Origin of the sequence: Micromonospora sp. CA-111912, from assembly GCF_050948415.1 — a bacterium.
Classification (GTDB): domain Bacteria; phylum Actinomycetota; class Actinomycetes; order Mycobacteriales; family Micromonosporaceae; genus Micromonospora.
The window spans coordinates 114,537-136,429 of the sequence record NZ_CP192007.1 but is presented as its reverse complement, the minus strand read 5'-3'; the positions used below and the strand labels follow the sequence as shown (position 1 = coordinate 136,429).

Sequence of the window (21,893 nt, the reverse complement as noted above, 5' to 3'; positions counted from 1 at the left end):
CGAGGCGATGGACGACGTGTACCGGCTGGGCGGGCGCCCCGACGGGGCCGCCATGTACTCCCGGTTCCTCGGCTGGCTGTCCCTGGCGCGTCGGCCGCGCCGCAGGGCGCAGCGGAACGCCCGACCCGACGGATCGGGCGACACTCGACCCGTCGAGGGCCGGTACCCTGCGCGGATGGTGGGTAGCGACGAGGACGTGGCGATCGAGGCCGCGCAAGCAGGAGCCGTCATCGTCCGGGCCAGGTACGGAGCCGCCCTGACCCGCCTGGAGAAGCCCGGGGGCGACTTCGCCACCTCGGCCGACATCGAGGCGGAGAACGCCATCCTCGATGTCCTCCGCTCCGCGCGGCCGGAGGATGCCGTGACGGGCGAGGAGAGCGGACGCACAGGTGCCAGCGACACCGCGCGCGAGTGGCTGGTCGACCCCCTGTGCGACACGCTCAACTACGCCGTACGAAACATGCTGGTCGCGGTGAACGTCGCGCTGCGGACCGATGCGAAGGTCACCGTGGCGGCCTCGGCCGACCCGTTCACGGACGAGGTGTTCTGGACCGACGGCACTCACGCGTACGTACGTCGCGACGGCGTCGACGAGCGGCTCACACCTTCCGCCGAGTCCCGGTTGGTGGATGTCAATCTCGATCCGCCGTTCCCGAACGCTCCCGGGTTCCAGGCGGCGCGGCTGCTCGCCGACCCGGGGTTCGTCGAGCGGTTCCGGCCCCGAGTGGTCTCCACCACCCTGGCGGTGGCCTGGGTGGCCGCCGGCCGACGGGCCGCCTACGTCACCGACGGTGACCTGCGGGACAGCGTGCACTTCGCCAGTGGGATCGCCCTGTGCCAGGCAGCGGGATGCGTGGTGACCGGCATCCAGGGACAACCGCTGCACACCGGCGCGGACGGGCTCATCGTGGCGGCGGATCGTCAGACCCACGCCGCCCTGCTGGCGCTGGTCGACAGGCAGCTCCCACCTGCCGGTGACGTCGCCTAGCTGGTCGGCGGCTCCGTCCACGGCCCGGACCGCATCTCGATCGGCTCGTAGGCGAGGGCCCGCTCAACGACCTCAGCGGCTGTCAGCTCGGGGACCGAAAAGATCATTTCAGCGATGTCCGGACAGACGAGGTCACGTTCGAGCTGACCCAGCAAGTCGTTGAGCTCAGCGTCGTCCGCGTAGCCGAGACTCATGATCCGCTCAACGAGGACGATGGCCTCATCCCGGGTGAGTTTCGGAGGCACGCTCTGATCCATGCCGCGCAGCGTAGGCGAGCGTGCTCGACTCCCCGGCGTCCCGGTCGGGTTCGGCCGCCCGGCCACCCTGCGCCGCCCCGACGTCCGGCATCCGCTCGTTGGCGAGCACGCCGGCTTGGCCGCTGCGACCTGGCCCCACGCCGGCTTGGCCGCCGTGACCTGGCCACCCGCTGCGCCAAACGCGCGTCCCTCTACCGAGCCAGCCTCGTGCTGATCGCCGCCATCATCTGGCTCCCATGATTGACCGGACGCCGAGCGATTCCGGGCCGTCGTGGAGCAGCACACGCAGCGGATTGCGTCGTGACCGCCGACGCCGGTTCGACAGTCACAACCAGGCAGAACTGGGCCGGACGCGGACCGCCCCTGAACCGTCGGCGAGGACCGGCGAGTTCCGGGGCGGTGAACTGCGCGCGTCAGTCGGCCACCAGCGCGGGGCGCCAGTCCCGCGTGGCGTCGGCGAGGTCGAGTTGCTGGAACAGGCCCTTGGCGCCCTGCTCAGCGAGCGTTCCGCGGTGTGCATCGATGCTGACCGTCAACCCTTGCACGTCGTACACGGTCAGCGACTCAAGCCAGTCCGGATCGCCGCCAGGGGCGAGGTGCGCCTGATGACCGTTGATGGTGGTGTTCGGCTGCTGGGGCTCCTTACCGTTCAGTTCCGCCCGGATCTTGTCGGTCAACTCGAAGTACGGGGAGAAGGTGACGTCCAGCGTTCTCGCACGCTGCACGCCGGGATCTGCAGTGGGGGGTTCGGCGCTGTACGTGACGCCCGCGTACCACCGCCCGTCCGGGGCCAGCGGTCCGGAGACGTTGGTCAGAATCGGCCGCAAGTTCTGCGGCACCCCCGCGACCTGGGCCGGCAACTGCACCCGCTCGGTCGTACTCAACGTGAGCTGCTGCGCCACGTGCAGGGCGATCTCGCGGGCGTCCTGCCTCGACGCCCAGGGCGCGACCCGGACCTCGGCCCAGCCGTCCGGCGCGTACTGCCAGCGGAGGCAGAGCTGGTCGGTGCCGTCGACGTCGTACTGGGTGAAGTTCGCCGCTGCGCCCCGTACGTCAGGCGCGGGTGCCGTACTCACGGTGGGCGCCCGTCCGTCGATGCCGACGACCTGCGGCGCGGCCGGCGTCACTCCCTCCGGGTAGAGGCTGACCGACACCCCTGACCAGTTGGGGTTCGGCAAGCCGGCGGCATGCCCGATCAGGGTGACTCCCGGGCCGCTCAGCAGCAGACCCGCCTGGTACTGCACGCTGTCCAAGCCCGACGGTAGCCACCCAAACCGAACGTACTGAACACTCGGATCGACCGTTTCCAACGCGGCCGGGATCCGGGACGAGGCAGCCGACGGCACCTGCCCGGTGTATGGCTGCAACGGAGCCAGGGCGCCGACCATCTCCAGCGACGGCGCCGACGGCCGATCCGGCGCGACCAGACCCGGCACCGTGACAGCGCCGACGGCCAGCGCGGCCACCGCCAGTGCGGCACCCGCACCGCGGGCGTACCAGCGCTGCCGCCGTCCGACTATCATCGCCCGTTCGATGTTCAAAACGGCCGACGGCTTCTCGGCCGACTCAACCCCGGCGCGCATCAACCGCGCCACATCCAGTTCCTCGATCATCGTCAGCTCCCGTGAGTCAACCTGTTGATTGGCGCGCCACTTGCGTCGCCGGTCCGCATCGCGGTCAGCACGTCATTTCCGCCAGGGACGAGCAGGCCACGCAGCGTCGCCAGCCCTTTGGCGGTCTGGCTCTTGACGGTGCCTGGCGCGCAGCCCAGCACCCGCGCCGTCTCCTCCACCGTCAGGTCCTCAAAGAACCGCAGCACCAAGACGGCCCGCTGCCGCGGCGCAACCTGACGCAGGGCCGCCACCAAATCGAGCCGCTCCGTGGCATCCGGTGCGGCCGGCGCGGGCCGCACCGGTAACAGATCGGTGAGCAACACTCGGGCCCAACCCCGTCGCCGATCGTCGATCAACCGCCGCAGCAGCATCGTCCGGACCAACGCATTCAGGTTGTCGGCCCGCCGGGCCCGCGGCCAGTTGCGATACAGCTCAGTGAGCACCCGCTGCACGATGTCGTCGCCCTGATGCCAGTCACCGCACATCAGATACGCCGTCCGGCGCCACTGCGGCAGACCGGCGCGGACGCACTCGGTGTACTCGGCGTCGGCCGCGGCCCGCTCGGCGACTCCCCGGCTCAGCGGCATTCCCGGCCCTGTCCTCCCACCGGCCACCGACCACACGGTGATCGTCCGCACACCCGCATCTCCACTCCTCCCGTAGCTGTACCTCCAACACCGCTAAGTCGTGGCCGGAGCAGCGCCGGGTTGCCCATCAGGGGCGACCACCTCGCCAGACCGTTGCATCCCTGCGCCGCGCACAGCCCTCTACCCGTTCGGCGGGCACGCTCGGACCAGGTAGACCGCCGCGCTGGTAAGAGCAATACCGGCGGGGCGATACTCAGCCTCCGAACAGGCGATCTCCCGCAAGCGCAACGTCGTGAGGCGCTGCTTCAACCCCCGACTCGAACATCCGAAATGAGATGCGCACGGACTGGCACACCTGTTGGATCTCGGTATGAAGCACGATCTTGTTCGTCCTCGGAAGGCGCGCCCAGGGGACCACATCGCGGTCCTCTCACCGTCCTTCGCTGCGGCAGGTGCCTATCCTGAGATTCACGAGCAGGCCATGCGACGGCTTGCTGACGTGACCGGCCTCGTTCCAGTTGAATACCCGACCACCCGCGAGGTCGGTGCGACCGCGGCAGCGCGTGCAGCGGACATCAACGCCGCTTTCGCAGATCCTCAGGTACGCGGCATTCTCGCCGTCGTCGGAGGCGAGGATCAGATCACGGTCATCCCGCATCTGGACGCCGACCTCGCCCGAGCCGATCCGAAGCCGTTCCTAGGCACCAGCGACAACACCAACCTGCACCACTGGCTCTGGGGAACTGGTATCGCCAGCTTTTACGGCGGATCCTCCCAGGTACACCTTGGCCCCGGGCCTGCCGTAGACGACATCCACGCCCGGTCGTTGCGAGCGGCGCTACTCACCGGGGAACGGCTGGAGATCACCGATCCGGGCGAATCCGAAGATGTCGGGATTGATTGGGCCAATCCGCAGGCGTTGGAATTCTTCGGAGAACGCGAACCGACGGAGCCGTGGAGCTGGTACGGGCCGCGCCGTGCAGTCACCGGCCCCACTTGGGGCGGCTGCCTGGAACTCCTCCAGTGGATCCTGACGGCGGGACGCTTCCCATTTCCCCCGGAGATTCTGCAAGGCGGGGTGCTGATCATCGAGACGTCGGAAGAGCTCCTCCCTGCGCGCGATGTCGGCTTCATTGTCCGCTCACTGGGTGAACGCGGTCTCCTCAGCGCCGTCGACGCGGTCCTGGTCGCCCGTCCGCCGGTCTCCGACCACACCCGCCGACCCGCTGCCGCGGATCGGGCACGGCTACGCGAGCAGCAGCGCGATACGGTCGTCGACGTGGTGACCCGCTACAACCCAGAGGCAGTCGTCTGCGTCGGCATCCCATTCGGCCATACCAGACCGCAGTGGATCCTTCCCCACGGCGGCCCTGTCACCGTCGATGGCGTGGAACGTCGAATTTTCGCCGACTATCGATAGGGCCCTCTCCACGCGACTGCCAGTGCCAAGTAGATCCGGACGACTGCGATCGGCCCTCTCGGGGACACCCGGCCGTCCCCGCTGTCCCCGCAGCTGGTCCGGGAGGCCGACCAGGGCATCGCCGACGCGATCGACAAGGCGGTCAAGGCGGCCCGGCGCAAGCCGAGCAAACGCAAGGTCAAGCGGGTTGCCGAGGGCGACGGACCGGCCGCCGAGGCGAGCTAATGGCCCACTAATGGCCCATCCCTGTTTCAGCATGCCCTAGAACCACGGGAGCCCCGGCGGGACATATGTCCTGACCAGGGCTCCCGTGCGTGGAGCGGGTGACGGGAATCGAACCCGCACTGTCAGCTTGGGAACCGTACAAGGCCCCCTGGTGACCGCCCTGGCGGGCAGCTCAGCGAGAGATCGAGTGGCCTGGAGTGACCTCGGACGGCCCGCCGTAATGGCATGTGAATGGCACGGATCTTGCGCGAGTGGATCTCGTTCGCTGCCCAACACCAGGGGGACACCCTTGTCCCCCTGTCCCCCACGTTTCAGCAGCTAAACAGGGGTTGGGGGACAGCGGGGACACGGGGGACAGCGGGGACACCCCTGCCGAGGGGGTCAGGTTCTTTGGGTCGGACTCGGGGACAGGTGTCGTTCGCCGTACATGCCCGCGAGTGCTGGTGCCAGCGGGAGCAGGTGACCTCGGATCGTTCCGGTCAGCGCCTCGGCCGCTGTGGCGTCGTAATCGATCAGGAATCGCAGGTGCCGGAGGGCATGGAGCAGAACATCGACGTAGCGCGGAGCGGGTGCGTCGTTGGCGGCGTTGGTCGGTGGCCGGCCGACTGCCTCGGCGAGCGCAAGGTCGATGGGTAGAGCGTCCGGCCACTGGTCGCGTACGAGTCCGGTGACCTCGACGACCGCGATGTAGGTCAGGATGACGCGCGGGCCGTCGACCCTCCACGAAGTGGAGTGCAAAAGGCTTGCCGAGTCTTTGGCCGCGCGTCCCGCCAGCTCCAGCTCGACTTCAGCGTGAGGCTCACTGTCGGAAGGTACGGGCAGGCCGGGCCGCCATGCGTCCCCGCCGCTGAGCAGCCAGAGGCCGACTTGATCGGCGGCGACCGGCCAGACTTCCACCCAGACCGCCATGTTCTCAGCCATCCTGATCAACCTTCCCTTGAGGGCTTGATTTGGCAGAGCGGATCAGTTGATCGGCGCGCGCTTTCGAGACGCCGATGCGGTTTGCCAGGCCAGCGAGTGACAGCTTTTCGGACTCGTAGATCCGGGCCGCCATGCGAGCGCGCAGGTCCGCTGCGTCGCCGACCAGTTCGTCCACCGTCGCGCGGAGTGCCGTGGCCTGCTCGAACGCGCGGTTTGGTTCGGGAGTTAGTTCGATCGCGGCCATGGCTGCCGCCGCCGACTCTTTGAGTTGCGCTAGCGCATCGTCCAGCGCTTTTCCTGGTGATTCACCGTCGTCCCCTTGGCTCACGGACCCAAGGGTACGGGAATCGTCTAGGCATCACTAGACACCGTGTACCCATGCCTGTACGGTCGGAGTCGTACAGAGATGGCTACACGCCAACTCGGTGCCGCAGTAGGCGGCCGTGGCGAGGTTGCACCCTCGCCACGGCCTGCACACCCCCGTCCGTCCCGCTAAGGAGTCACGAAGGTGCTGGAGAAGGCTATCTTTCGCGTGCCCAAAAACGGCCAGATTGACCGCGAACCGCCACTGACGGACCTGTCCGCGATTGAGGCCGAGTGGCCGCTGATCGAGGCGGAACTGTCCGTGCTGGACGCCGAGATCGCGCTGATCAACGCCGCCGACCACGGCGGTCCGTCGCCGCTGGACTGGCGTCGCTTGCGCCGGGCCGAGGCCCGCGTGACCCGCGTCGCCGCCGAGCTGGCCGTGCGTCCCGCCACCCGGAAGGTGGCCGCGTGATGACGCAGGATCTCAAGCGCCTCAAGCGCATCGGATGGGGCGTCCGAACGGTGTTCGCCCTCGGAATCGCCGCCTCTCTGGCGGGCAACGTGCTGCACGCCGCCGACAACGTGATTAGCCAGGCCATCTCCGCGTGGTCCCCGGTGGCGCTGCTGCTGGCAGTCGAGCTGATCTCCCGGATTCCGGCCCGGCGCGGCGCACTGTCGGCCGTCCGGCTGGGAGCTACCGCCGTCATCGCGGGCATCGCCGCTTGGGTGTCCTACTGGCACATGGTCGGCGTGGCCACCCGATACGGCGAGGCAGACTCCTCGGCCTACCTGCTGCCGTTCAGTGTGGACGGCCTAATCGTGGTCGCGTCGATCAGCCTGGTCGAGATCGGCGGCCGGATCCGCACCCTCACCGACGCCGTGCCGGTCGCCGCAGCGACCCCGGCCATCGCCGACGTGACCGCACCGGAGACGCCCGCCGCGCCGGTGGCCGCCGTCGATCCCGTCCCGGTTCCGGCGGTCAAGAAGCTGTCCGCGAAGCGCGTCACACCGCGTCCGGCGTCGGCCGAGAAGGTCGCCAAGGTGGCCGCCAAGATGCCCGACGCGCCGGTCTCGCAGATCGCCGCCAAGGCTGGTGTCTCGGTCTCGACCGCGCGGCGTCACCTCGCCACCCTGCGCGTCACCGATGCGTCACCATCTGCCCCGCTTCCTGCGGAAACGCCCGCTCTCGCCGCCGCCTAGCTCCGCCCGGTGACGCGGTCACCCGCCGCCAAGCAAGCGCCGCGTCACCGGCCCTCCCTGTTCCTGTTCGTCGCCGCCCTCGTGATCGCCGCCTGAGACCGGAGGACAACACCGTGAACACGCCCAACCCCAACCCCGAGAACTTCGATTGGACCTCTGCCGAGGCCGACGTCGCCGAGGTGGTCGACCTGGACGCCGAGCGCACCCGCCGGGCCGCCGCCGAGTCGGGCACGCACTTCGAGGTGAACCTTGACGAGACTCCGCAGCGCGGCGGGATGCCGGTCGAGCCGCCTCCGGTCGACGCGTCCGGCAAGCGGCCGATCGTGCCGGCCAACTGGTCGACGTGGCCGAACATCCGACACAGCCTCGCGCAGGCCGCCGCCCTGACCGGCTACCGCGCCGGGTTCCACGCCGTCCGCGCACCTTGGTATGCCACCCTCGCCACGTTCTGGGCCGGGGTAGGCACGTTCCGGCTGATCGGCCGGCAGCTCAAGTGGTGGTGGGTGTCGGAACAGTACGGGCTACGACAGGCCGCCGCCGACGCCAACGACCCCGCCATGTGGCTCAAGCTGCACCGCGAGGTCAAGGCCACCCGCATGTGGCGCGGCATCGTGCTCGCCGCCGAGACCGTCGCCGTGTGCGTCGGCGGCCCAGTGCTCTACGCCGTCGCCCCTGTGTGGGCGCTGGTCCTCACCGCTTGCCTGCTGGTCGCCTTCCTGGCGCACATCGGCCGCCCGGAGGACCGGCGGATCATCACCCCGGCCACCGTCTCGGGCCGCTTCCGCCGAGTGAACCCGGACATCATCCTCCGGGCCTACTACGCCGCTGGCCTCGGGCACCCGGACAAGGCGCACCAGCAGATCGGGTTCGGCTCGACCATGGCCCGTGACGCCTCGGGCACCGGTTCTCAGGTGTCGATCGACCTGCCGTACGGCAAGACGTTCGACGACGCGGTCAAGGCACGCGGCGCGATCGCCTCGGGCCTGGACGTGGCGGTCTCGCAGGTGTTCATCACCCGCGATCCCAGCTCGCACCGGCGGCACACGCTGTGGGTCGCCGACCGCGACCCGCTCGCCCAGGGCGCGGGCCGGACGCCGCTGTTGCGGTGCAAGCCGACCGACATTTGGCAGCCTGCCCCGTTCGGGCTGGACGAGCGCGGCAACAAAGTGAGCGTCGACCTGATGTGGAACAGCATCCTGATCGGCGCGCAGCCTCGGCAGGGCAAGACGTTCGCCGCTCGCTCGCTGGCCCTGTACGCCGCGCTGGACCCGTACGTGAAGCTGACGGTCCTGGACGGCGGCGGCAAGCCGGACTGGCGCAAGTTCGCGTTGGTCGCCGACCGGTATGCGTTCGGTCTGGCGATGACCCGCGACGGTGACCCCGCCGAGATCGCGCTCGAAGCGCTGCGCGAGATCAAGGCTGACGTGCAGGACCGGTACGAGCGGCTGTCCAAGCTGCCGGTCGACATCTGCCCCGAGGGCAAGCTGACCCGCGAGATCGCCCGTGACCCGAAGTACCGGATGCCGGTGCGGTTGGTGGTCCTGGACGAGTTTCAGGAGTACTTCGACCTCGGCGACATCAGCAAGGAGATCGCGTCGCTGCTGGTCTACCTGGTCAAGGTCGCCCCGGCGGCCGGTGTCGGGTTCGTCGACGCCACCCAGCGGCCCAGCGGGGTCGGCGGTGGGCAGGTCGCCACGCAGTTCATCAGCTTCCGCGACAACCACCAGGTGCGGTTCTCCCTGCGTACCGGGTCGTGGAACGTCTCCGACCTGGTCCTTGGAGCCGGGGCGAACTCCGAGGGCTACGACTCGTCGACGCTGCTGCCCAGCTACAAGGGCGTCGGCATCCTGCGCGGCGCGTCGGACGCCACCCCGACCGTGCGGACGTACCTCGCCGACGCGGACGACGCGGAGAAGATCCTGATCGCCGCCCGGAAGCTGCGCGAGGCGGCCGGCACGCTGTCCGGCATGGCGGCCGGGGAAGACGTCGCCCGCGAGATCCGCGACGTGCTCGCCGACGTCCGCAGCGTGATCGAGCGCGGCGAGACCGGCGCGCAGTGGGAAGAGATCGCCGCCCGCCTCGCCGACCGGCTTCCCGAGGCGTACGCGGACGTGACCGCCGAGTCGGTCTCGGCTCAGGTCCGGTCGTTCGGTGTACGCAGCGTAGACGTCAAGCGTTCCGGCAAGGCCCTCAAGGGAGCCAAGGCCGACGACATCGACGCCGCGATCGCCCGCCGCAAGGCCGCGTAGCCGGTCGCGGCCCGCCCGCGACCGGTCGCGTCACCGCGACTCAACCCGCGACCGGCCTGGTCAGCGCAGACATTGACCGGTCGCGGGTTGCGTCGCCAGCCCTTCACGCCCAAAACCCGCCTCTGGAGGCTCACTGTGCCTGCCCTCGCCGCGACCGCGACCCCCGGAACGACCATGATCGGCGTGCTGATCCTCGCCGCCGTTATCGCCACGCTGTGTTACGCCCTCGGCTGCTGGCTCTGGCCGTTCGGAGCCTGCCGCAAGTGCTCCGGCACCGGCACGCGTCGCTCCCCGTTCGGCCGCGCGTTCGGCCTCTGCCGCCGCTGCCACGGCGACGGACGCCGACTGCGCGTCGGCCGCCGGATCATCAACAGCCTGCGCGAGTTGCACGGCAAGGGCACTCGCTGATGGCCGCCCGGACCATGGCCCGGTTCAGTCGGGCCGAGACGCCGCACACCACCTGGTGCACCCGCGATCACCGCTGCGGGGTCGCCCTGCACCAGGCCCCGGACATCATCGCCGACGGGCCGCTCGGCGGCCGGGCCGTCATCACCCGCGTCCGCGCTGCCGACGTCGACTACGCCGAGATCCGCATCCGCGTCCCGCTCAGCCGGACCGAGGACACCGCCCGGCGGCAACTCGGCCTCGTGCTGCACCTGTGCCGCGAGTTGCTGACCGCTGTCGCCGCGATCCGGCCCGCCGCCCTGCGCGGCCGGGCCGCTGACCGGCCGGCGCTCGACAGGAGGGCCGGCTAATGTCGCGGATCCGGGCCGCCTACTGGGATCCCGATGCCGAGCGGTACGACGTCCCGACGTTCTGGTGGCAGGGTGCGCCGGACGGTTACGCCACCCGCAGGCAGCTCCGGGCGCGCGGCCTGCGGCCGGGCGGTCAGCCGGTCGCCGCGCAGATCCTCTGGCGGGGCGTCGGCGGCACCCGGACCGCATACCTCTACCGGCTCGACCTCGCCCGGCCCAAGCGCACCGCCAGCCCGGCACAGCGCCGGGCGATCTCGGCCGCGCTGCGCGCCCGCCGCATCTGCCCCGCCTGCGGCGAGGTGCGCGACTACTACATTCCGCGCTCGCTCGGCGAATGCCTCGACTGCCACGACGGACGGCCGGGCCGATGACCGGCGGGCACTGGATCGGCGCAAGCAAAGCCCTCGGCCGCCTCGTGCCGACCGACCTGCCCTACCCGCACATCTGCGACCGCGCCGTCGCCGCCGAGGACACCGTGTCCGGTCAGCCGTTGCAGGTCGCCCGGTGGGAAAAGGCCCGCTACTGCGCCGCGTGTGCCGGCGAGAACTACCAGCGCGAACACCCATCTACACCCGACATCAGGAGGCCGGAACCCATGTCCGACAACGAATCCCTGCGCGACGTAGCCCTTGCCGCCGCCGCGCATGGCTGGCACGTCTTCCCCCTGCGGCCGAACGACAAGCGGCCCGCCTTTCCCGACCACCCCGCCGACGCCTGCACCGGCCGGGACCCGCGCTGCCGCAACGGGCACACCGGCTGGGAGGCACGCGCCACCGTCGACCCTGACCGGATCCGGCGCGGCTGGTCCGAGACCCCGTACGGCGTCGGCATCGCCTGCGGCCCGTCCGGGCTGGTCGTCGTCGACCTGGACGTGCGCAAGGCCGGCCAGGTCCCGCCGCCCGGTTGCCCGTACCCGGCCGCGACGGACGGCGTCGACGTGCTCGCCGCGCTATGCAAGGCCGCTGGACAGCCGGTGCCCGCCGACACCTACACCGTGACCACCGGGCGGGGCGGCGCACACCTGTACTTCCGACACCCCACCGGCGGCCCGGCCCTGCGCAACACGGCCGGGGAGCGCGGCAACGGTCTCGGCTGGCTGGTCGACACCCGTGCCCACGGTGGCTACGTCGTCGCGGCCGGAAGCACGGTCGCGGGCAACCCCTACGCGGTCGCTCGTGACCTGCCGGTCGCCGACCTTCCCGATTGGCTCGCCGAACGCCTCGCCCCCGCGCCACTGCCGCCGCAACGCCCGGTCTCCGTCGACCTGCCGACCGGCCGGGCCGGTGCCTACTTGGACGCCGCGATCAATGGGCAGCTCGACCAACTCCGACGCGCCGCCGAGGGCGAGCGCAACCACACGCTCTACGTCTCCGCGATCGCCCTCGGCCAGCTCGCCGCCGGAGGAGCGCTGCCCGTCGACCAGGCCGCCGCGCTGCTGGAACAGGCCGCGCTGTCGATCGGCCTCACCCGGTTCGAGACGCTGCGCACGATCCGCTCCGGCCTCGCCGCCGGTGCCCGCCGCCCCCGGACGGTCGCCGCATGAACCGGCCTGGCGACAACCACGGTTGTCACACGCTGCCCCAGCTCGACACCGCGACCGGGCACCTCGCCGTGCACATGGCCGACCTGACCACCGCGCGTACGCCGTCCGAGGCGCTGGCCGCGATCGCCCGCATGGAGGTTGCCGCCCGTGAGGCGCGCGAGTGGCTGTCCGTCGACCTGGTTCTCAATGAGGGCTGGTCCTACGCCGACGTGGCCCGGCCGCTCGGCATCACCCGACAGGCCGCCAGCAAGGCTTACGCCGGCCCGGTAAACACCCGGATGCATCGGACGTTGCTCGGCCGCGCCGAGACGCTGGTCATCGTCGGTTGCGGGGGAGCCAAGCTGGACCGTCCCGCACCGGCCGGGCGCATGTACACCGGCAGCTACCACCAGGCATGTCGACGGGCCGCCGACCGTCTCGGCGGTCGACTACTCATTCTGTCCGCCCGCTACGGGCTGATCACCCCGGACACCTGGATCGAGCCCTACGAGCTGCGCATGGGCCAGACCGGCGCGGTCACCGTGCCGACCCTGCGGGCACAGGCCCGCCGCCTCGGCATCGACTCGGCCGGCACCGTCACGGTGCTCGCCGGACGCGACTACGCCGACGCCGTTTCCGCGATCTGGCCGCACGCCGCTCGGCCGCTCGACACCGCGCGGGGCATCGGCCCGCAGATGGCAGCCCTCGCCGAGCTGGCGCGCGGCACGACAACCCAAGTTGCGCCGGGCATCGGCGCGGACAGGAGCGCGGCATGACTGGTCCGACCCCGGCCGAACGGCAGGACCGCCCGAGACTGCACGTCGCCGGGCCAGACGACGTTGGTGAAGTACTGTCGCCCGAGGCGAAGCGGCCCGCCCGGATCCGCACGTCATGGACTGCCGCCGACATCATGGCGATGGAGTTCGCCCCGCCGAAGTGGGCCGTGCCTGGTGTGCTGTCCGAGGGCGTGAACCTGCTCTGCGGCCCGCCCAAGGTCGGCAAATCGTGGATGTCGCTCGGCCTCGGCCTCGACGTCGCCCTTGGCGGCAAGGCGTTCGGCGCGATTCCGGTCGAGTCCGGCCCGGTGCTGTACCTCGCCCTGGAAGACACCGCCCGCCGCCTGCAAAACCGACTCGGGAAGGTTCTCGGCCAGCGCAAGGCCCCGGCCGGACTCACCCTCGCCACCGAGTGCCCGCCGCTGCCGCAAGGCGGCGACCAGGCAATCGCCGCGTGGCTCGACCGCAACCCGAACGCACGCATGGTCATCATCGACGTGTTCGCCAAGCTGCGTGGCCACTCCGCCCCGGGCGCGTCCGCCTACGATGCCGACTACGCCGCTGTCGGCCGGGCGAAGAAGGTCGCCGACGACTACGGCGTCGCGTTCGTCCTGGTCCACCACGTGCGCAAGGCCGGATCCGACGACTTCCTCACCGAGGTCTCGGGGACCAACGGACTCGCCGGGGCCGCCGACGCCACCCTCGTGCTCAAGCGGGCACGTAACCAGGGTGACGGCGTGCTGCACGTGACCGGCCGCGACGTCGATGAGAACGAGTACGCCCTCACCTTCGACCCTGCCGCCGGTGCCTGGCAGATGCTCGACGGCCCTGCCGAGGATCACCAGGTCGGCGAGACCCGCGCGACGATCCTGCGCTTTCTGCGGGCAACACCCGGCAGTACCCCCAAGGTCATCGCCGACGGGGTCGGACTCGCCTACGACAACGTCAAGCGCACCTGTCAGCGGATGCTCGCCGACGGACAGCTCGCCGCCGACACCGGCGGCCGGTACCGCGTCCCCGGTGTCCCCCCTGTCCCCGGTGTCCCCCAACCCGCCCTGAGCAGCGAAAACGAGGGGGACAGCAGGGGGACAGATCCACTCTGGCAGTGAACCGACTAAACACGCTGAAACAGAGTCGTATGTGCCTGTTTCAGCTCAGGTCCATACGAAGACACCCGGACGGCCGCATCTTGGCTCAGCGTGGCTCTCAGCGGGCCGCCGTGCGCCTCTCTGTCGACGCGGGCCGCCGATCCTCGCCGACAAGTTGCCCGCACCGCCGGAGAGCAGCTCCGGCCCTCTCGCCGCCCTACTGCACTACCTGGAAAGGACACCCGATGGCTAGGCGGATCACCCAGAACGCGCCGGTCCTGGCGCTACCCGTCGAGTTGCTGACGATCGAAGAAGCCGCGTGCCGGATCGGCATGAGCGTGCGCTACGTGCGCCGCGCCGTCGCCGAGCGGCAGATCGCCTTTCACCGCCTCGGCCGGTCGATCCGGATCGACCCCGCCGACCTGGCCGCGTTCGTCCATGCCGGACGCGTCGAGCCGATGACCGCCGAGACCGTATGGCGCGACCTGAGGAGTGTTGCCTGATCATGGCCAACCAAGAGGGACACCGCCGTTTCGGCAACGTTCGCAAGCTGCCGTCCGGCCGCTACCAGGCGCGCTACCCCGGCCCGGACGGACGGATGCGCTCCGCCCCGCAGACGTTCGCCCGCAAGGCCGAGGCCGAGAAGTACCTGACGTTGATCGAGGGACAGATGATCCGGGGCGAGTGGATCGACCCTGAACGCGGCAAGATTCGGTTGCAGGACTACGCCGAGCGCTGGATCACCCAGCGGCCGAACCTGCGGCCCCGGACCGTGCACCTGTACCGCTGGACGCTCGGCAGGCACATCACGCCGCACCTCGGCGAAATGCCGCTCAACCGGATCGACACGCCGATGGTCCGCGACTGGCGGGCGCGGCTGTTGGCCGATGGGACGTCGGTGACGATGGCCGCCAAGGCGTACCGGCTGCTGCGCGCCGTCCTGATGACCGCCGTCAAGGAGGACGAGTTGATCAGGGTCAACCCGTGCCGGGTGGTCGGTGCCGACCAGGAGAAGCCCGTCGAGCGGCCGGTCCTCTCCGTTCCGCAGATTTTCGACCTGGCGGAGCGGATGCCGGACCGGTTCCGAGCGTTGATCCTGGTCACGACGTTCGGGTGCCTGCGGTGGGGCGAGGTGGTCGCCCTGCAACGCTGCGACGTCGACCTGTCGGCCGGCACGGTGCGGGTGCGTCAGGCTTTCGTCGAGCACCGGGGTACCGGGCTGATCCTCGGGCCGCCGAAGTCGCGGGCGGGCGTGCGGACCGTCGCGCTGCCAAAGGCAGCCCTACCCCTGCTGAAACAGCACATGGGTGAGTACGTCGGCGGGGCCGCCGAGGCGTTCGTGTTCACCGGCCAGGCCGGGCGGACCGTCTGGCGCGGCAGCTTCAACAAGCTGGTCAAGTGGTCCGAGGCGGTGGCGGCGATCGGCGCGGCCGGGCTGCACTTCCACGACCTGCGACACACCGGCAACACCCTCGCCTCGCGAGCACCGGGCGCGAGCCTGCGCGACGTGATGGCGCGGATGGGGCACGACAGCCCGCGCGCCGCGCTGATCTACCAGCACACCAATCGGGAGGCCGATCACGGGATCGCCGATGCGATGGACCGGGCGGTCAAGGCGGCCCGGCGCAAGCCGAGCAAGCGCAAGGCGAAGCGGGTTGCTGAGGGCGGGAAACCGGCCGCCGAGGCGAGCTAATGGCACATTAATGGCACGGCAGCCTGTTTCAGCACCCTAAAAAGAAGGAAGCCCTGGCGGACCATCGGTCCTGACCAGGGCTTCCTCACGTGGAGCGGGTGACGGGAATCGAACCCGCACTGTCAGCTTGGGAAGCTGATGTTCTGCCATTGAACTACACCCGCAGGCGGCCCCACTGTACCCGACGGCGCCGCCAGGTGCATCCAGGCACCCCGCCGCGCGCCGCCGACCGGCAGCCGCGCCGGGCCGACGCCACGGCCTGCACTCCCCCCGGCCCGATCCATGGCCGCCCTCACCGCCTCCCCGCGACCCCCGAGCCATCGATGAGACCTAGAAGTTTCATGCCGGCAACATATAGTCGTTCTCAAATCCTTCGATGGGTTGTAACGTCTGCCACACGTTTCAGCCACGGCGCGACACACCCCCTGCCGCGCCGACAGAAAGAGGTGGGCCCATGGGACTCCGTGCCAACCTGCTGACCCGGCGTACCGCCGGCGTCGCGTCGACGACCCTCGCACTCCTGCTCAGCACCGCCGCCGTGGGCATCGTCCCGGCCGCATCGGCCTTCTCCGCCGCCCCGGCGGAGACGTGCGCCGAGCCGGCCGACGTGCACTCCGACGCCCGGGTCAAGGCGGGCGCACAGGCCAAGCACGAGCCCAACGAGCTGACCGCCGCACAGGTCCGTGAGCGCGAGGCCGACCTCGCCGCCACCCTGCGCGAGCGGGCCAGCTACCGGGCCGGCGCCGGCGCCGGCACGCTCGCGACCGTGAACATTCCGGTCGTCGTGCACGTCATCCAGGAGAACAGCACCCGGGCCGGCGGCAACATCCCGGACTCGCTGATCACCTCGCAGATCAGCGTGCTGAACCAGGCCTACAGCGGCGCTACCGGCGGCGCGGCGACCGCCTTCGGCTTCCAGCTCCAGAAGATCAACCGGGTCACCAACCCGGCGTGGTACCCGATCGTGTCGGGCTCGTCGGCCGAGCGCTCGATGAAGACCTCGCTGCGTGAGGGCGGCAAGAACACCCTGAACATGTACCTCGGCGAGCTGAGCGGCGGCCTGCTCGGCTGGGCGACCTTCCCGAAGAAGACGCTGGACAAGATGGACGGCGTCGTCGCCCTGAACGAGTCGCTGCCGGGCGGCACCGCCACCAACTACAACCAGGGCGACACCGGCACCCACGAGGTCGGCCACTGGCTGAACCTGTACCACACCTTCCAGGGCGGCTGCTCCGGCTCGGGCGACAGCGTGGGCGACACCCCGGCGGAGGCCTCGCCGGGGTACCAGTGCCCGACCGGACGGAACACCTGCACCGCGACCGGCCTGGACCCGATCACCAACTTCATGGACTACACCTACGACTCGTGCATGCACCAGTTCACCACCGGGCAGGCGAGCCGGATGTTGACCGCGTGGAACGCGTACCGCGCGGCCTGACGTACCCCTGTTCCTGACCCTCCGGTGCCGGCTCCGTCCTTCGACGGGGCCGGCACCGGCGTCGTCGGGGGTCAGGCCGCCGCGCGATGGGAGCCACGGATGTGCCGGGTCGGCCCCTGATCCGGTACGCCCACCGGCGCACCGCCCGGGTCACCGGCGGCCCGGGGGTCGAGCCACACCTGCACGGCCGGCTGCCCCGGGCCGCCGCCCGGGAAGACGGAGCCGCCCTGGTAGCGGCGGGCGAGCATCGCCACGTCGACGGTGAACTCGAACAACCGCCAGTCCACCTGCGGGGCAGCCCGCCCCAACTCGGCGAGCCGGGCCACCCGGGCCTGGTCGGTAACCGGCCACGCGTGCCCCGCCACGTACGCCTCGTCGTCGCTGTCCTCCGGCGGGAAGGAGTGCAGCGCGTAGCGGCCGTCGCGTTCGAGGTCGCACCGCTTCGGCGAGTCGACGATGAAGCAGAAGAGCCCGTCGTCGGTGATCACCGGGGAGACCGGGTGCACCCGGGGCCCACCGTCGGCGCGGACGGTGGCCAGGTAGCCGAAGCCCGGCCCGTACTGCTGCATGAGGAGGCGGATCCCGCCGGCGAGTCGTGGCTCGTCAGCGGCGAATTCGGACCAGGAAGCCATGTGGACATTCTATCGAACACGTGTACGACAGGCGAGCGCGGCACGCCGGTTGCAGCGGGCGATGACAGACCCGCCGACCAGGCTCGCTATGGTGTGGCGATGCTGCTCTCCGACCGCGATCTCGTCAGCGAGCTGAAGGCTGGCACGCTCGCGCTGGAGCCGTTCGAGCCCACCCTGGTGCAGCCGTCGAGCATCGACGTGCGCCTCGACAAGCTCTTCCGGGTCTTCAACAACCACCTCTACACGCACATCGACCCGTCGGTGCAGCAGGACGACCTGACCTCGGCGGTCGAGGTGCCCGACGGCGAGCCGTACGTGCTGCACCCGGGCGAGTTCGTGCTCGCCTCCACGCTGGAGGTGATCTCGCTCGGCGACCAGCTCGCGGGCCGGCTGGAGGGCAAGAGCTCGCTGGGCCGGCTCGGGCTGCTCACCCACTCGACCGCCGGGTTCATCGACCCGGGCTTCTCCGGTCACGTCACGCTGGAGCTGTCCAACGTGGCGAACCTGCCGATCACGCTCTGGCCGGGCATGAAGATCGGCCAGCTCTGCATCTTCCGGCTCTCCTCGCCGGCCGAGCACCCGTACGGGTCGAAGGTGTACGGCTCGCGGTACCAGGGCCAGCGCGGCCCGACGCCGAGCCGCTCCTGGCAGAACTGGCGCACCTGGCCCACCCGCTGACGGCGCGGGCGTGGTCGAGGGGCCCGTCCCGCGGAACGGGCCCCTCGCCGCTCAGTCGGGGCGGCCGTAGCTGTGGATCTGGCCGTCGTCGACGCGCTTCATCTTGACGGGCTGGCCGGCCTGGGAGGCGTGCACCACCCAGCCTCCGCCGACGTACATGCCGACGTGGTGCAGGTCGGCGTAGTAGAAGACGAGGTCACCGGGGCGCAGGTCGGCGCGGCTCACCCGGGCGGTCACCGACCGCTGCTGGGCCGCGTTGTGCGGCAGCGACACGCCGGCCTTGGCCCAGGCCGCGAGCATCAGGCCCGAGCAGTCGTACGAGTTGGGGCCCTCGGCGCCCCAGACGTAGGGCTTGCCGATCTGGGCACAGGCGAACTTCACCGCGACCCCCGCGCCGCCACCGGGGTAGGCAGCCGGGCAGGGAGCGGGACGCAGCGCGCCGCCACCGCCGGTGCCGTACACCTTGAGCCGCAGCTTCTGGAGCCGGTCGATCTCGGCGTTGATCTGCTTCCGCTTGGCGGCGAGCTGCGCCTCGGTGCGGGCGAGCTGGGTGACCATCTCGTCCAGCGGCTTCTTCTTCGCGTCCAACTCGTCGCGGAGGTCGATGACCGCCCGGATGTCGCGCTGCTGGCGCTCGGCGAACTGGTCGAGCAGTTCCAACTGTCCCATCATCTGACCGGGCGAGCGGCTGCCGAGCAGCGCGTTCACCCCCGAGAGGTTCTCACTCTTGTACGCCTCGACGGCGAGGCCGCTGACCTTGTCCATCGCCTCGTCGACCCGGCGTTGCAGCGGCCCGATCTGCTTGGCGACGGCGTCGGCCTGCCGACGCTTGAGGGCGAGGTCCTGACGGGTGGCGTTGTGTCGCTCGATGAGCGGTTCGAGCTTGTTCCAGTCCTGGTCGATCTGCCGCTCGATCTCGGCGATCGAGGGATCGGCGTGGGCTGCGGTCGGAGCGCCGGTCAGGACGATGGCGGCGCCGGCCAGTGCGGCGAGAGCGGTGGTGAAGCGTGACCAGCGTGGGCGCGGCGTAGCCGGTATCCGGTCGGCGTGCGCCGACCGGCGTGACGGGCGCCGCAGGGCAGGGTGTGCCACCTGGCTCCGTTCTCCTTCTTCCTTGACCGCCTACCGGGTTAGCTGACGGGTTCGGGCGGGAAGGGAGAGCGCCCTACCGCAGCGGCGCTGCGGATTCACCCCGGCGTACCTGGGTCCCCGGCTCGCCCGGAGGCGACTCGGCGGTGTCGGACCGTCACCGCCCGGCTGGGCGATACAGCTACCGGCCGACGATTGACCAGAGTAGAGACGCCCGTTATCGATCCGCAACCCGCTGGGCCATGACACGCCATATCAAGCCACCGTGCGGAAGTTTCCTTCACATCGCGACACCTGGTGGAAAGCTATTGACGCGGGAGGGCGGCGGCGGAAGGGTGACCTCATCCGATGCCCAACCAGGAGGTTCGATGCCCCGTTCTGTCGTGTCGTCGAGCAGACGGATCCTGCTCGCCGCCGCCGTGGCCGCCACCACGGCCCTTGTGCCCCTCGGTACCACCGCCTCCCCGGCTGCGGCCGGCCAGACCCCCGACCGCCAGCAGCAGTACGCTGACGCCGCCGCCGAGTACGGCGTGCCGGAAAGCGTCCTGCTCGGCGTCTCCTACCTCCAGTCCCGCTGGGACACCAACGCCGGCACCCCCAGTACCAGCGGTGGGTACGGGCCGATGCACCTCACCGACGCCGATTACGTGACCGGCCTGCCCACCGGCACCCACCACGACTCCGGCGACGAGGACCCACGCGGGGACGACTCCCGCCCGGCCCCCGCCGCCGCCCAGCCCTCGGCCGACGAGGCCCCGACCGCGGCGTCGTTGCAGACCCTGGACACCGCCGCCACCCTCACCGGGGCCGACGAGGCGGCCCTGCGCGCCGACGCGCCGACGAACATCCGGGGCGGGGCGGCGCTGCTCGCGTCGTACCAGCGGCAGATCGGCGCCCCAGTCGGGGCCGGCACCGACCCGGCGGCCTGGTACGGCGCGGTGGCCCGGTACGCCGGCGCGGACAGCGCCGACGCGGCGGCTGCCTTCGCCGACGAGGTCTTCGGCACCATCGCCGGCGGCGAGAGCCGGGTGACCGACGACGGGCAGCGGGTGACCCTCGGCGCCCGGGCGGTGACCCCGCAGAAGTCCTGGCTGGACCGGCTCGGCCTGCGCCTGCCGGAGCGCCCCGACGGCCTGGAGTGCCCGTCGACCATCTCCTGCGAGTGGATCCCCGCCCCCTACCAGTCACTCGGTGCCGACCCCGGCGACTACGGCAACCACGACCTGTCCGACCGGCCCAAGCGGCAAAAGGTCGAGTACATCCTCATCCACGACACCGAGGGCAGCTACGCGGGCACGGTCAACATGGTCCAGGACCCGACCTACGTGAGCTGGCACTACACGCTGCGCTCGGCCGACGGGCACATCGCCCAGCACGTGAAGACCAAGGACGTCGCCTGGCACGCCGGCAACTGGTACGTCAACTCCAAGTCGATCGGGCTGGAGCACGAGGGCTTCGCCGCCCAGGGCACCTGGTACACCGAGGCGATGTACCGCACCTCGTCGAAGCTGGTCCGGTACCTCGCGCTGCGGCACGGCGTCCCGCTGGACCGGCAGCACATCATCGGCCACGACAACGTCCCCGGCACCGTCGCGGCGAACGTGCGGGGCATGCACTGGGACCCGGGCCCGTACTGGGACTGGTCGCACTACTTCGACCTGCTGCGCGCGCCGGAGCTCAACACCGGCACCCCGCTGACCGGCATGGTGCGGATCGACCCCGACTTCGCCACCAACCGGCCGGCGTTCACCGGCTGCGTGACGGCGGGCGTGCCGTGCCCCTCGCGCGGCTCCTCGGCGGTGGTGCTGCGCAGCGCGCCGAGCGCCGACGCGCCGCTGGTCAACGACATCGCCCTGCGTCCGAACGGCACGCCGGCCACGATGGCCGTCTCCGATCACGGTGCCCGCGCGTCGACCGGGCAGACGTACGCCCTGGCCGGCCGTGACGGTGACTGGACGGCGATCTGGTACCTCGGGCAGAAGGCGTGGTTCCACAACCCGGCGTCCGCGCCCACCGCGGCATGGACCGTCGGCCTGGTGGCCACCCCGAAGGCCGGGAAGGCGACGATCCCGGTGTACGGGCGGGCGTACCCGGAGGAGGCGGCGTACCCGGCCGGCGTGCCGTACCAGCCGATCTCGCCGTTGCAGTACACCCTCTCCGCCGGCCAGCGGTACTCCGTCGGCAACGTGCTGCCCAGCGAGTACTACCGGGCCGCCACGTTCGACGGCTCGGCCCCCGGTGACCGGACGGTGATCCGGGGTGAGAAGCAGTACGTGCAGATCCAGTTCGGCCACCGGATCATGTACGTCGACCGCGCCGACGTGAACCTGGTGCCGTCCCCGCTGGGTGCGCCCCGCTGACGGTCGCCCCTCGGCACGACGATGGCCCCCGGTCGGGTGACCGGGGGCCATCGTCGTGGACGGTGCTCAGGTGCGGGGCCTTGCGTGGCATCGGGT

At 70.7% G+C, this 21,893-nt stretch carries 23 protein-coding genes, 1 tRNA gene and 1 riboswitch; of the genes, 16 read left to right on the top strand and 8 right to left on the bottom strand.

Annotated elements, in window-relative coordinates; all coding sequences use genetic code 11:
- Positions 1-175: 175 nt before the first annotated feature.
- The gene (locus ACQPZO_RS00615; protein WP_433350698.1) at positions 176-988 is read left to right on the top strand and encodes an inositol monophosphatase family protein; all 813 of its coding nucleotides are present in this window, start codon (positions 176-178) and stop codon (positions 986-988) included.
- Here the strand turns inward: ACQPZO_RS00615 and ACQPZO_RS00610 are convergent.
- From ACQPZO_RS00610 to ACQPZO_RS00600, 3 genes are all read right to left on the bottom strand, one after another.
- On the bottom strand, positions 985-1,245 hold the full coding sequence (locus tag ACQPZO_RS00610) for an e9imm peptide (RefSeq protein ID WP_433346035.1): 261 nt from the start codon (positions 1,243-1,245) through the stop codon (positions 985-987). The genes ACQPZO_RS00615 and ACQPZO_RS00610 overlap by 4 nt on opposite strands.
- Positions 1,246-1,658: 413 nt before the next feature.
- Positions 1,659-2,858 (bottom strand): hypothetical protein, encoded by a 1,200-nt coding sequence (locus ACQPZO_RS00605; RefSeq protein ID WP_433346034.1) that lies wholly within the window; start codon positions 2,856-2,858, stop codon positions 1,659-1,661.
- A gap of 2 nt (positions 2,859-2,860) precedes the next feature.
- A complete protein-coding gene (locus tag ACQPZO_RS00600) occupies positions 2,861-3,496 on the bottom strand; it encodes a SigE family RNA polymerase sigma factor (RefSeq protein WP_433346032.1) in 636 nt (211 codons plus the stop codon).
- Positions 3,497-3,815: 319 nt separating this feature from the next.
- On the opposite strand from ACQPZO_RS00600, the gene ACQPZO_RS00595 reads away from it, so the two are divergent.
- Positions 3,816-4,865 carry an LD-carboxypeptidase gene (locus ACQPZO_RS00595; RefSeq protein WP_433346030.1) on the top strand — a complete coding sequence of 350 codons (1,050 nt, stop codon included), beginning with the start codon at positions 3,816-3,818 and terminating at the stop codon, positions 4,863-4,865.
- A 606-nt stretch (positions 4,866-5,471) separates the two neighbouring features.
- Here the strand turns inward: ACQPZO_RS00595 and ACQPZO_RS00590 are convergent.
- A complete protein-coding gene (locus ACQPZO_RS00590) occupies positions 5,472-6,011 on the bottom strand; it encodes a hypothetical protein (protein WP_433346028.1) in 540 nt (179 codons plus the stop codon).
- Entirely contained in the window at positions 6,004-6,339 is a 336-nt protein-coding gene (locus ACQPZO_RS00585; protein ID WP_433346026.1) for a hypothetical protein, read from the bottom strand. The genes ACQPZO_RS00590 and ACQPZO_RS00585 overlap by 8 nt, the downstream gene beginning before the upstream one ends.
- A 180-nt stretch (positions 6,340-6,519) precedes the next feature.
- On the opposite strand from ACQPZO_RS00585, the gene ACQPZO_RS00580 reads away from it, so the two are divergent.
- The 11 genes from ACQPZO_RS00580 (at position 6,520) to ACQPZO_RS00530 (ending at position 15,600) form a co-directional block, all read left to right on the top strand.
- Positions 6,520-6,789, top strand: a complete 270-nt coding sequence (locus ACQPZO_RS00580) for a DUF6284 family protein (RefSeq protein ID WP_433346024.1) — start codon at positions 6,520-6,522, stop codon at positions 6,787-6,789.
- Positions 6,789-7,517, top strand: a complete 729-nt coding sequence (locus ACQPZO_RS00575) for a DUF2637 domain-containing protein (RefSeq protein ID WP_433346022.1) — start codon at positions 6,789-6,791, stop codon at positions 7,515-7,517. The genes ACQPZO_RS00580 and ACQPZO_RS00575 overlap by 1 nt, the downstream gene beginning before the upstream one ends.
- 113 nt (positions 7,518-7,630) lie before the next feature.
- The gene (locus ACQPZO_RS00570; RefSeq protein ID WP_433346020.1) at positions 7,631-9,766 is read left to right on the top strand and encodes a cell division protein FtsK; all 2,136 of its coding nucleotides are present in this window, start codon (positions 7,631-7,633) and stop codon (positions 9,764-9,766) included.
- A 174-nt stretch (positions 9,767-9,940) separates the two neighbouring features.
- Positions 9,941-10,174, top strand: a complete 234-nt coding sequence (locus ACQPZO_RS00565; protein ID WP_433346018.1) for a hypothetical protein — start codon at positions 9,941-9,943, stop codon at positions 10,172-10,174.
- The gene (locus tag ACQPZO_RS00560) at positions 10,174-10,521 is read left to right on the top strand and encodes a hypothetical protein (protein WP_433346016.1); all 348 of its coding nucleotides are present in this window, start codon (positions 10,174-10,176) and stop codon (positions 10,519-10,521) included. The genes ACQPZO_RS00565 and ACQPZO_RS00560 overlap by 1 nt, the downstream gene beginning before the upstream one ends.
- Positions 10,521-10,892, top strand: coding sequence for an RRQRL motif-containing zinc-binding protein (locus ACQPZO_RS00555; RefSeq protein ID WP_433346014.1), 372 nt, complete (start codon positions 10,521-10,523; stop codon positions 10,890-10,892). The genes ACQPZO_RS00560 and ACQPZO_RS00555 overlap by 1 nt, the downstream gene beginning before the upstream one ends.
- Complete coding sequence (locus ACQPZO_RS00550; RefSeq protein WP_433346012.1) at positions 10,889-12,064, top strand: bifunctional DNA primase/polymerase; 1,176 nt, start codon at positions 10,889-10,891, stop codon at positions 12,062-12,064. The genes ACQPZO_RS00555 and ACQPZO_RS00550 overlap by 4 nt, the downstream gene beginning before the upstream one ends.
- On the top strand, positions 12,061-12,819 hold the full coding sequence (locus ACQPZO_RS00545; RefSeq protein ID WP_433346010.1) for a DUF6884 domain-containing protein: 759 nt from the start codon (positions 12,061-12,063) through the stop codon (positions 12,817-12,819). The genes ACQPZO_RS00550 and ACQPZO_RS00545 overlap by 4 nt, the downstream gene beginning before the upstream one ends.
- Positions 12,816-13,928, top strand: coding sequence for an AAA family ATPase (locus ACQPZO_RS00540; protein ID WP_433346008.1), 1,113 nt, complete (start codon positions 12,816-12,818; stop codon positions 13,926-13,928). The genes ACQPZO_RS00545 and ACQPZO_RS00540 overlap by 4 nt, the downstream gene beginning before the upstream one ends.
- 224 nt (positions 13,929-14,152) lie before the next feature.
- Positions 14,153-14,410, top strand: a complete 258-nt coding sequence (locus ACQPZO_RS00535; RefSeq protein ID WP_433346007.1) for an excisionase family DNA-binding protein — start codon at positions 14,153-14,155, stop codon at positions 14,408-14,410.
- A gap of 2 nt (positions 14,411-14,412) precedes the next feature.
- Positions 14,413-15,600, top strand: coding sequence for a tyrosine-type recombinase/integrase (locus tag ACQPZO_RS00530; RefSeq protein ID WP_433346005.1), 1,188 nt, complete (start codon positions 14,413-14,415; stop codon positions 15,598-15,600).
- A 90-nt stretch (positions 15,601-15,690) separates the two neighbouring features.
- On the opposite strand, the gene ACQPZO_RS00525 is transcribed toward ACQPZO_RS00530, so the two are convergent.
- Positions 15,691-15,764 (bottom strand) — tRNA-Gly (locus ACQPZO_RS00525).
- 290 nt (positions 15,765-16,054) lie between these two features.
- Between ACQPZO_RS00525 and ACQPZO_RS00520 the strand changes: the two genes are divergently transcribed.
- Entirely contained in the window at positions 16,055-17,038 is a 984-nt protein-coding gene (locus ACQPZO_RS00520; protein WP_433346003.1) for a zinc metalloprotease, read from the top strand.
- 71 nt (positions 17,039-17,109) lie between these two features.
- On the opposite strand, the gene ACQPZO_RS00515 is transcribed toward ACQPZO_RS00520, so the two are convergent.
- Complete coding sequence (locus tag ACQPZO_RS00515) at positions 17,110-17,670, bottom strand: pyridoxamine 5'-phosphate oxidase family protein (protein WP_433346001.1); 561 nt, start codon at positions 17,668-17,670, stop codon at positions 17,110-17,112.
- 99 nt (positions 17,671-17,769) lie between these two features.
- On the opposite strand from ACQPZO_RS00515, the gene dcd reads away from it, so the two are divergent.
- Positions 17,770-18,348 (top strand): dCTP deaminase, encoded by a 579-nt coding sequence (gene dcd, locus ACQPZO_RS00510; RefSeq protein WP_161688788.1) that lies wholly within the window; start codon positions 17,770-17,772, stop codon positions 18,346-18,348.
- A gap of 51 nt (positions 18,349-18,399) precedes the next feature.
- Here dcd and ACQPZO_RS00505 read toward each other — a convergent pair whose 3' ends face one another.
- The gene (locus tag ACQPZO_RS00505; RefSeq protein WP_433345999.1) at positions 18,400-19,440 is read right to left on the bottom strand and encodes an NlpC/P60 family protein; all 1,041 of its coding nucleotides are present in this window, start codon (positions 19,438-19,440) and stop codon (positions 18,400-18,402) included.
- Between the two features lie 12 nt (positions 19,441-19,452).
- A riboswitch (cyclic di-AMP (ydaO/yuaA leader) is annotated at positions 19,453-19,593 on the bottom strand.
- Positions 19,594-19,805: 212 nt separating this feature from the next.
- On the opposite strand from ACQPZO_RS00505, the gene ACQPZO_RS00500 reads away from it, so the two are divergent.
- Entirely contained in the window at positions 19,806-21,797 is a 1,992-nt protein-coding gene (locus ACQPZO_RS00500; RefSeq protein WP_433345997.1) for an N-acetylmuramoyl-L-alanine amidase, read from the top strand.
- The last annotated feature ends 96 nt before the right edge of the window (positions 21,798-21,893 follow it).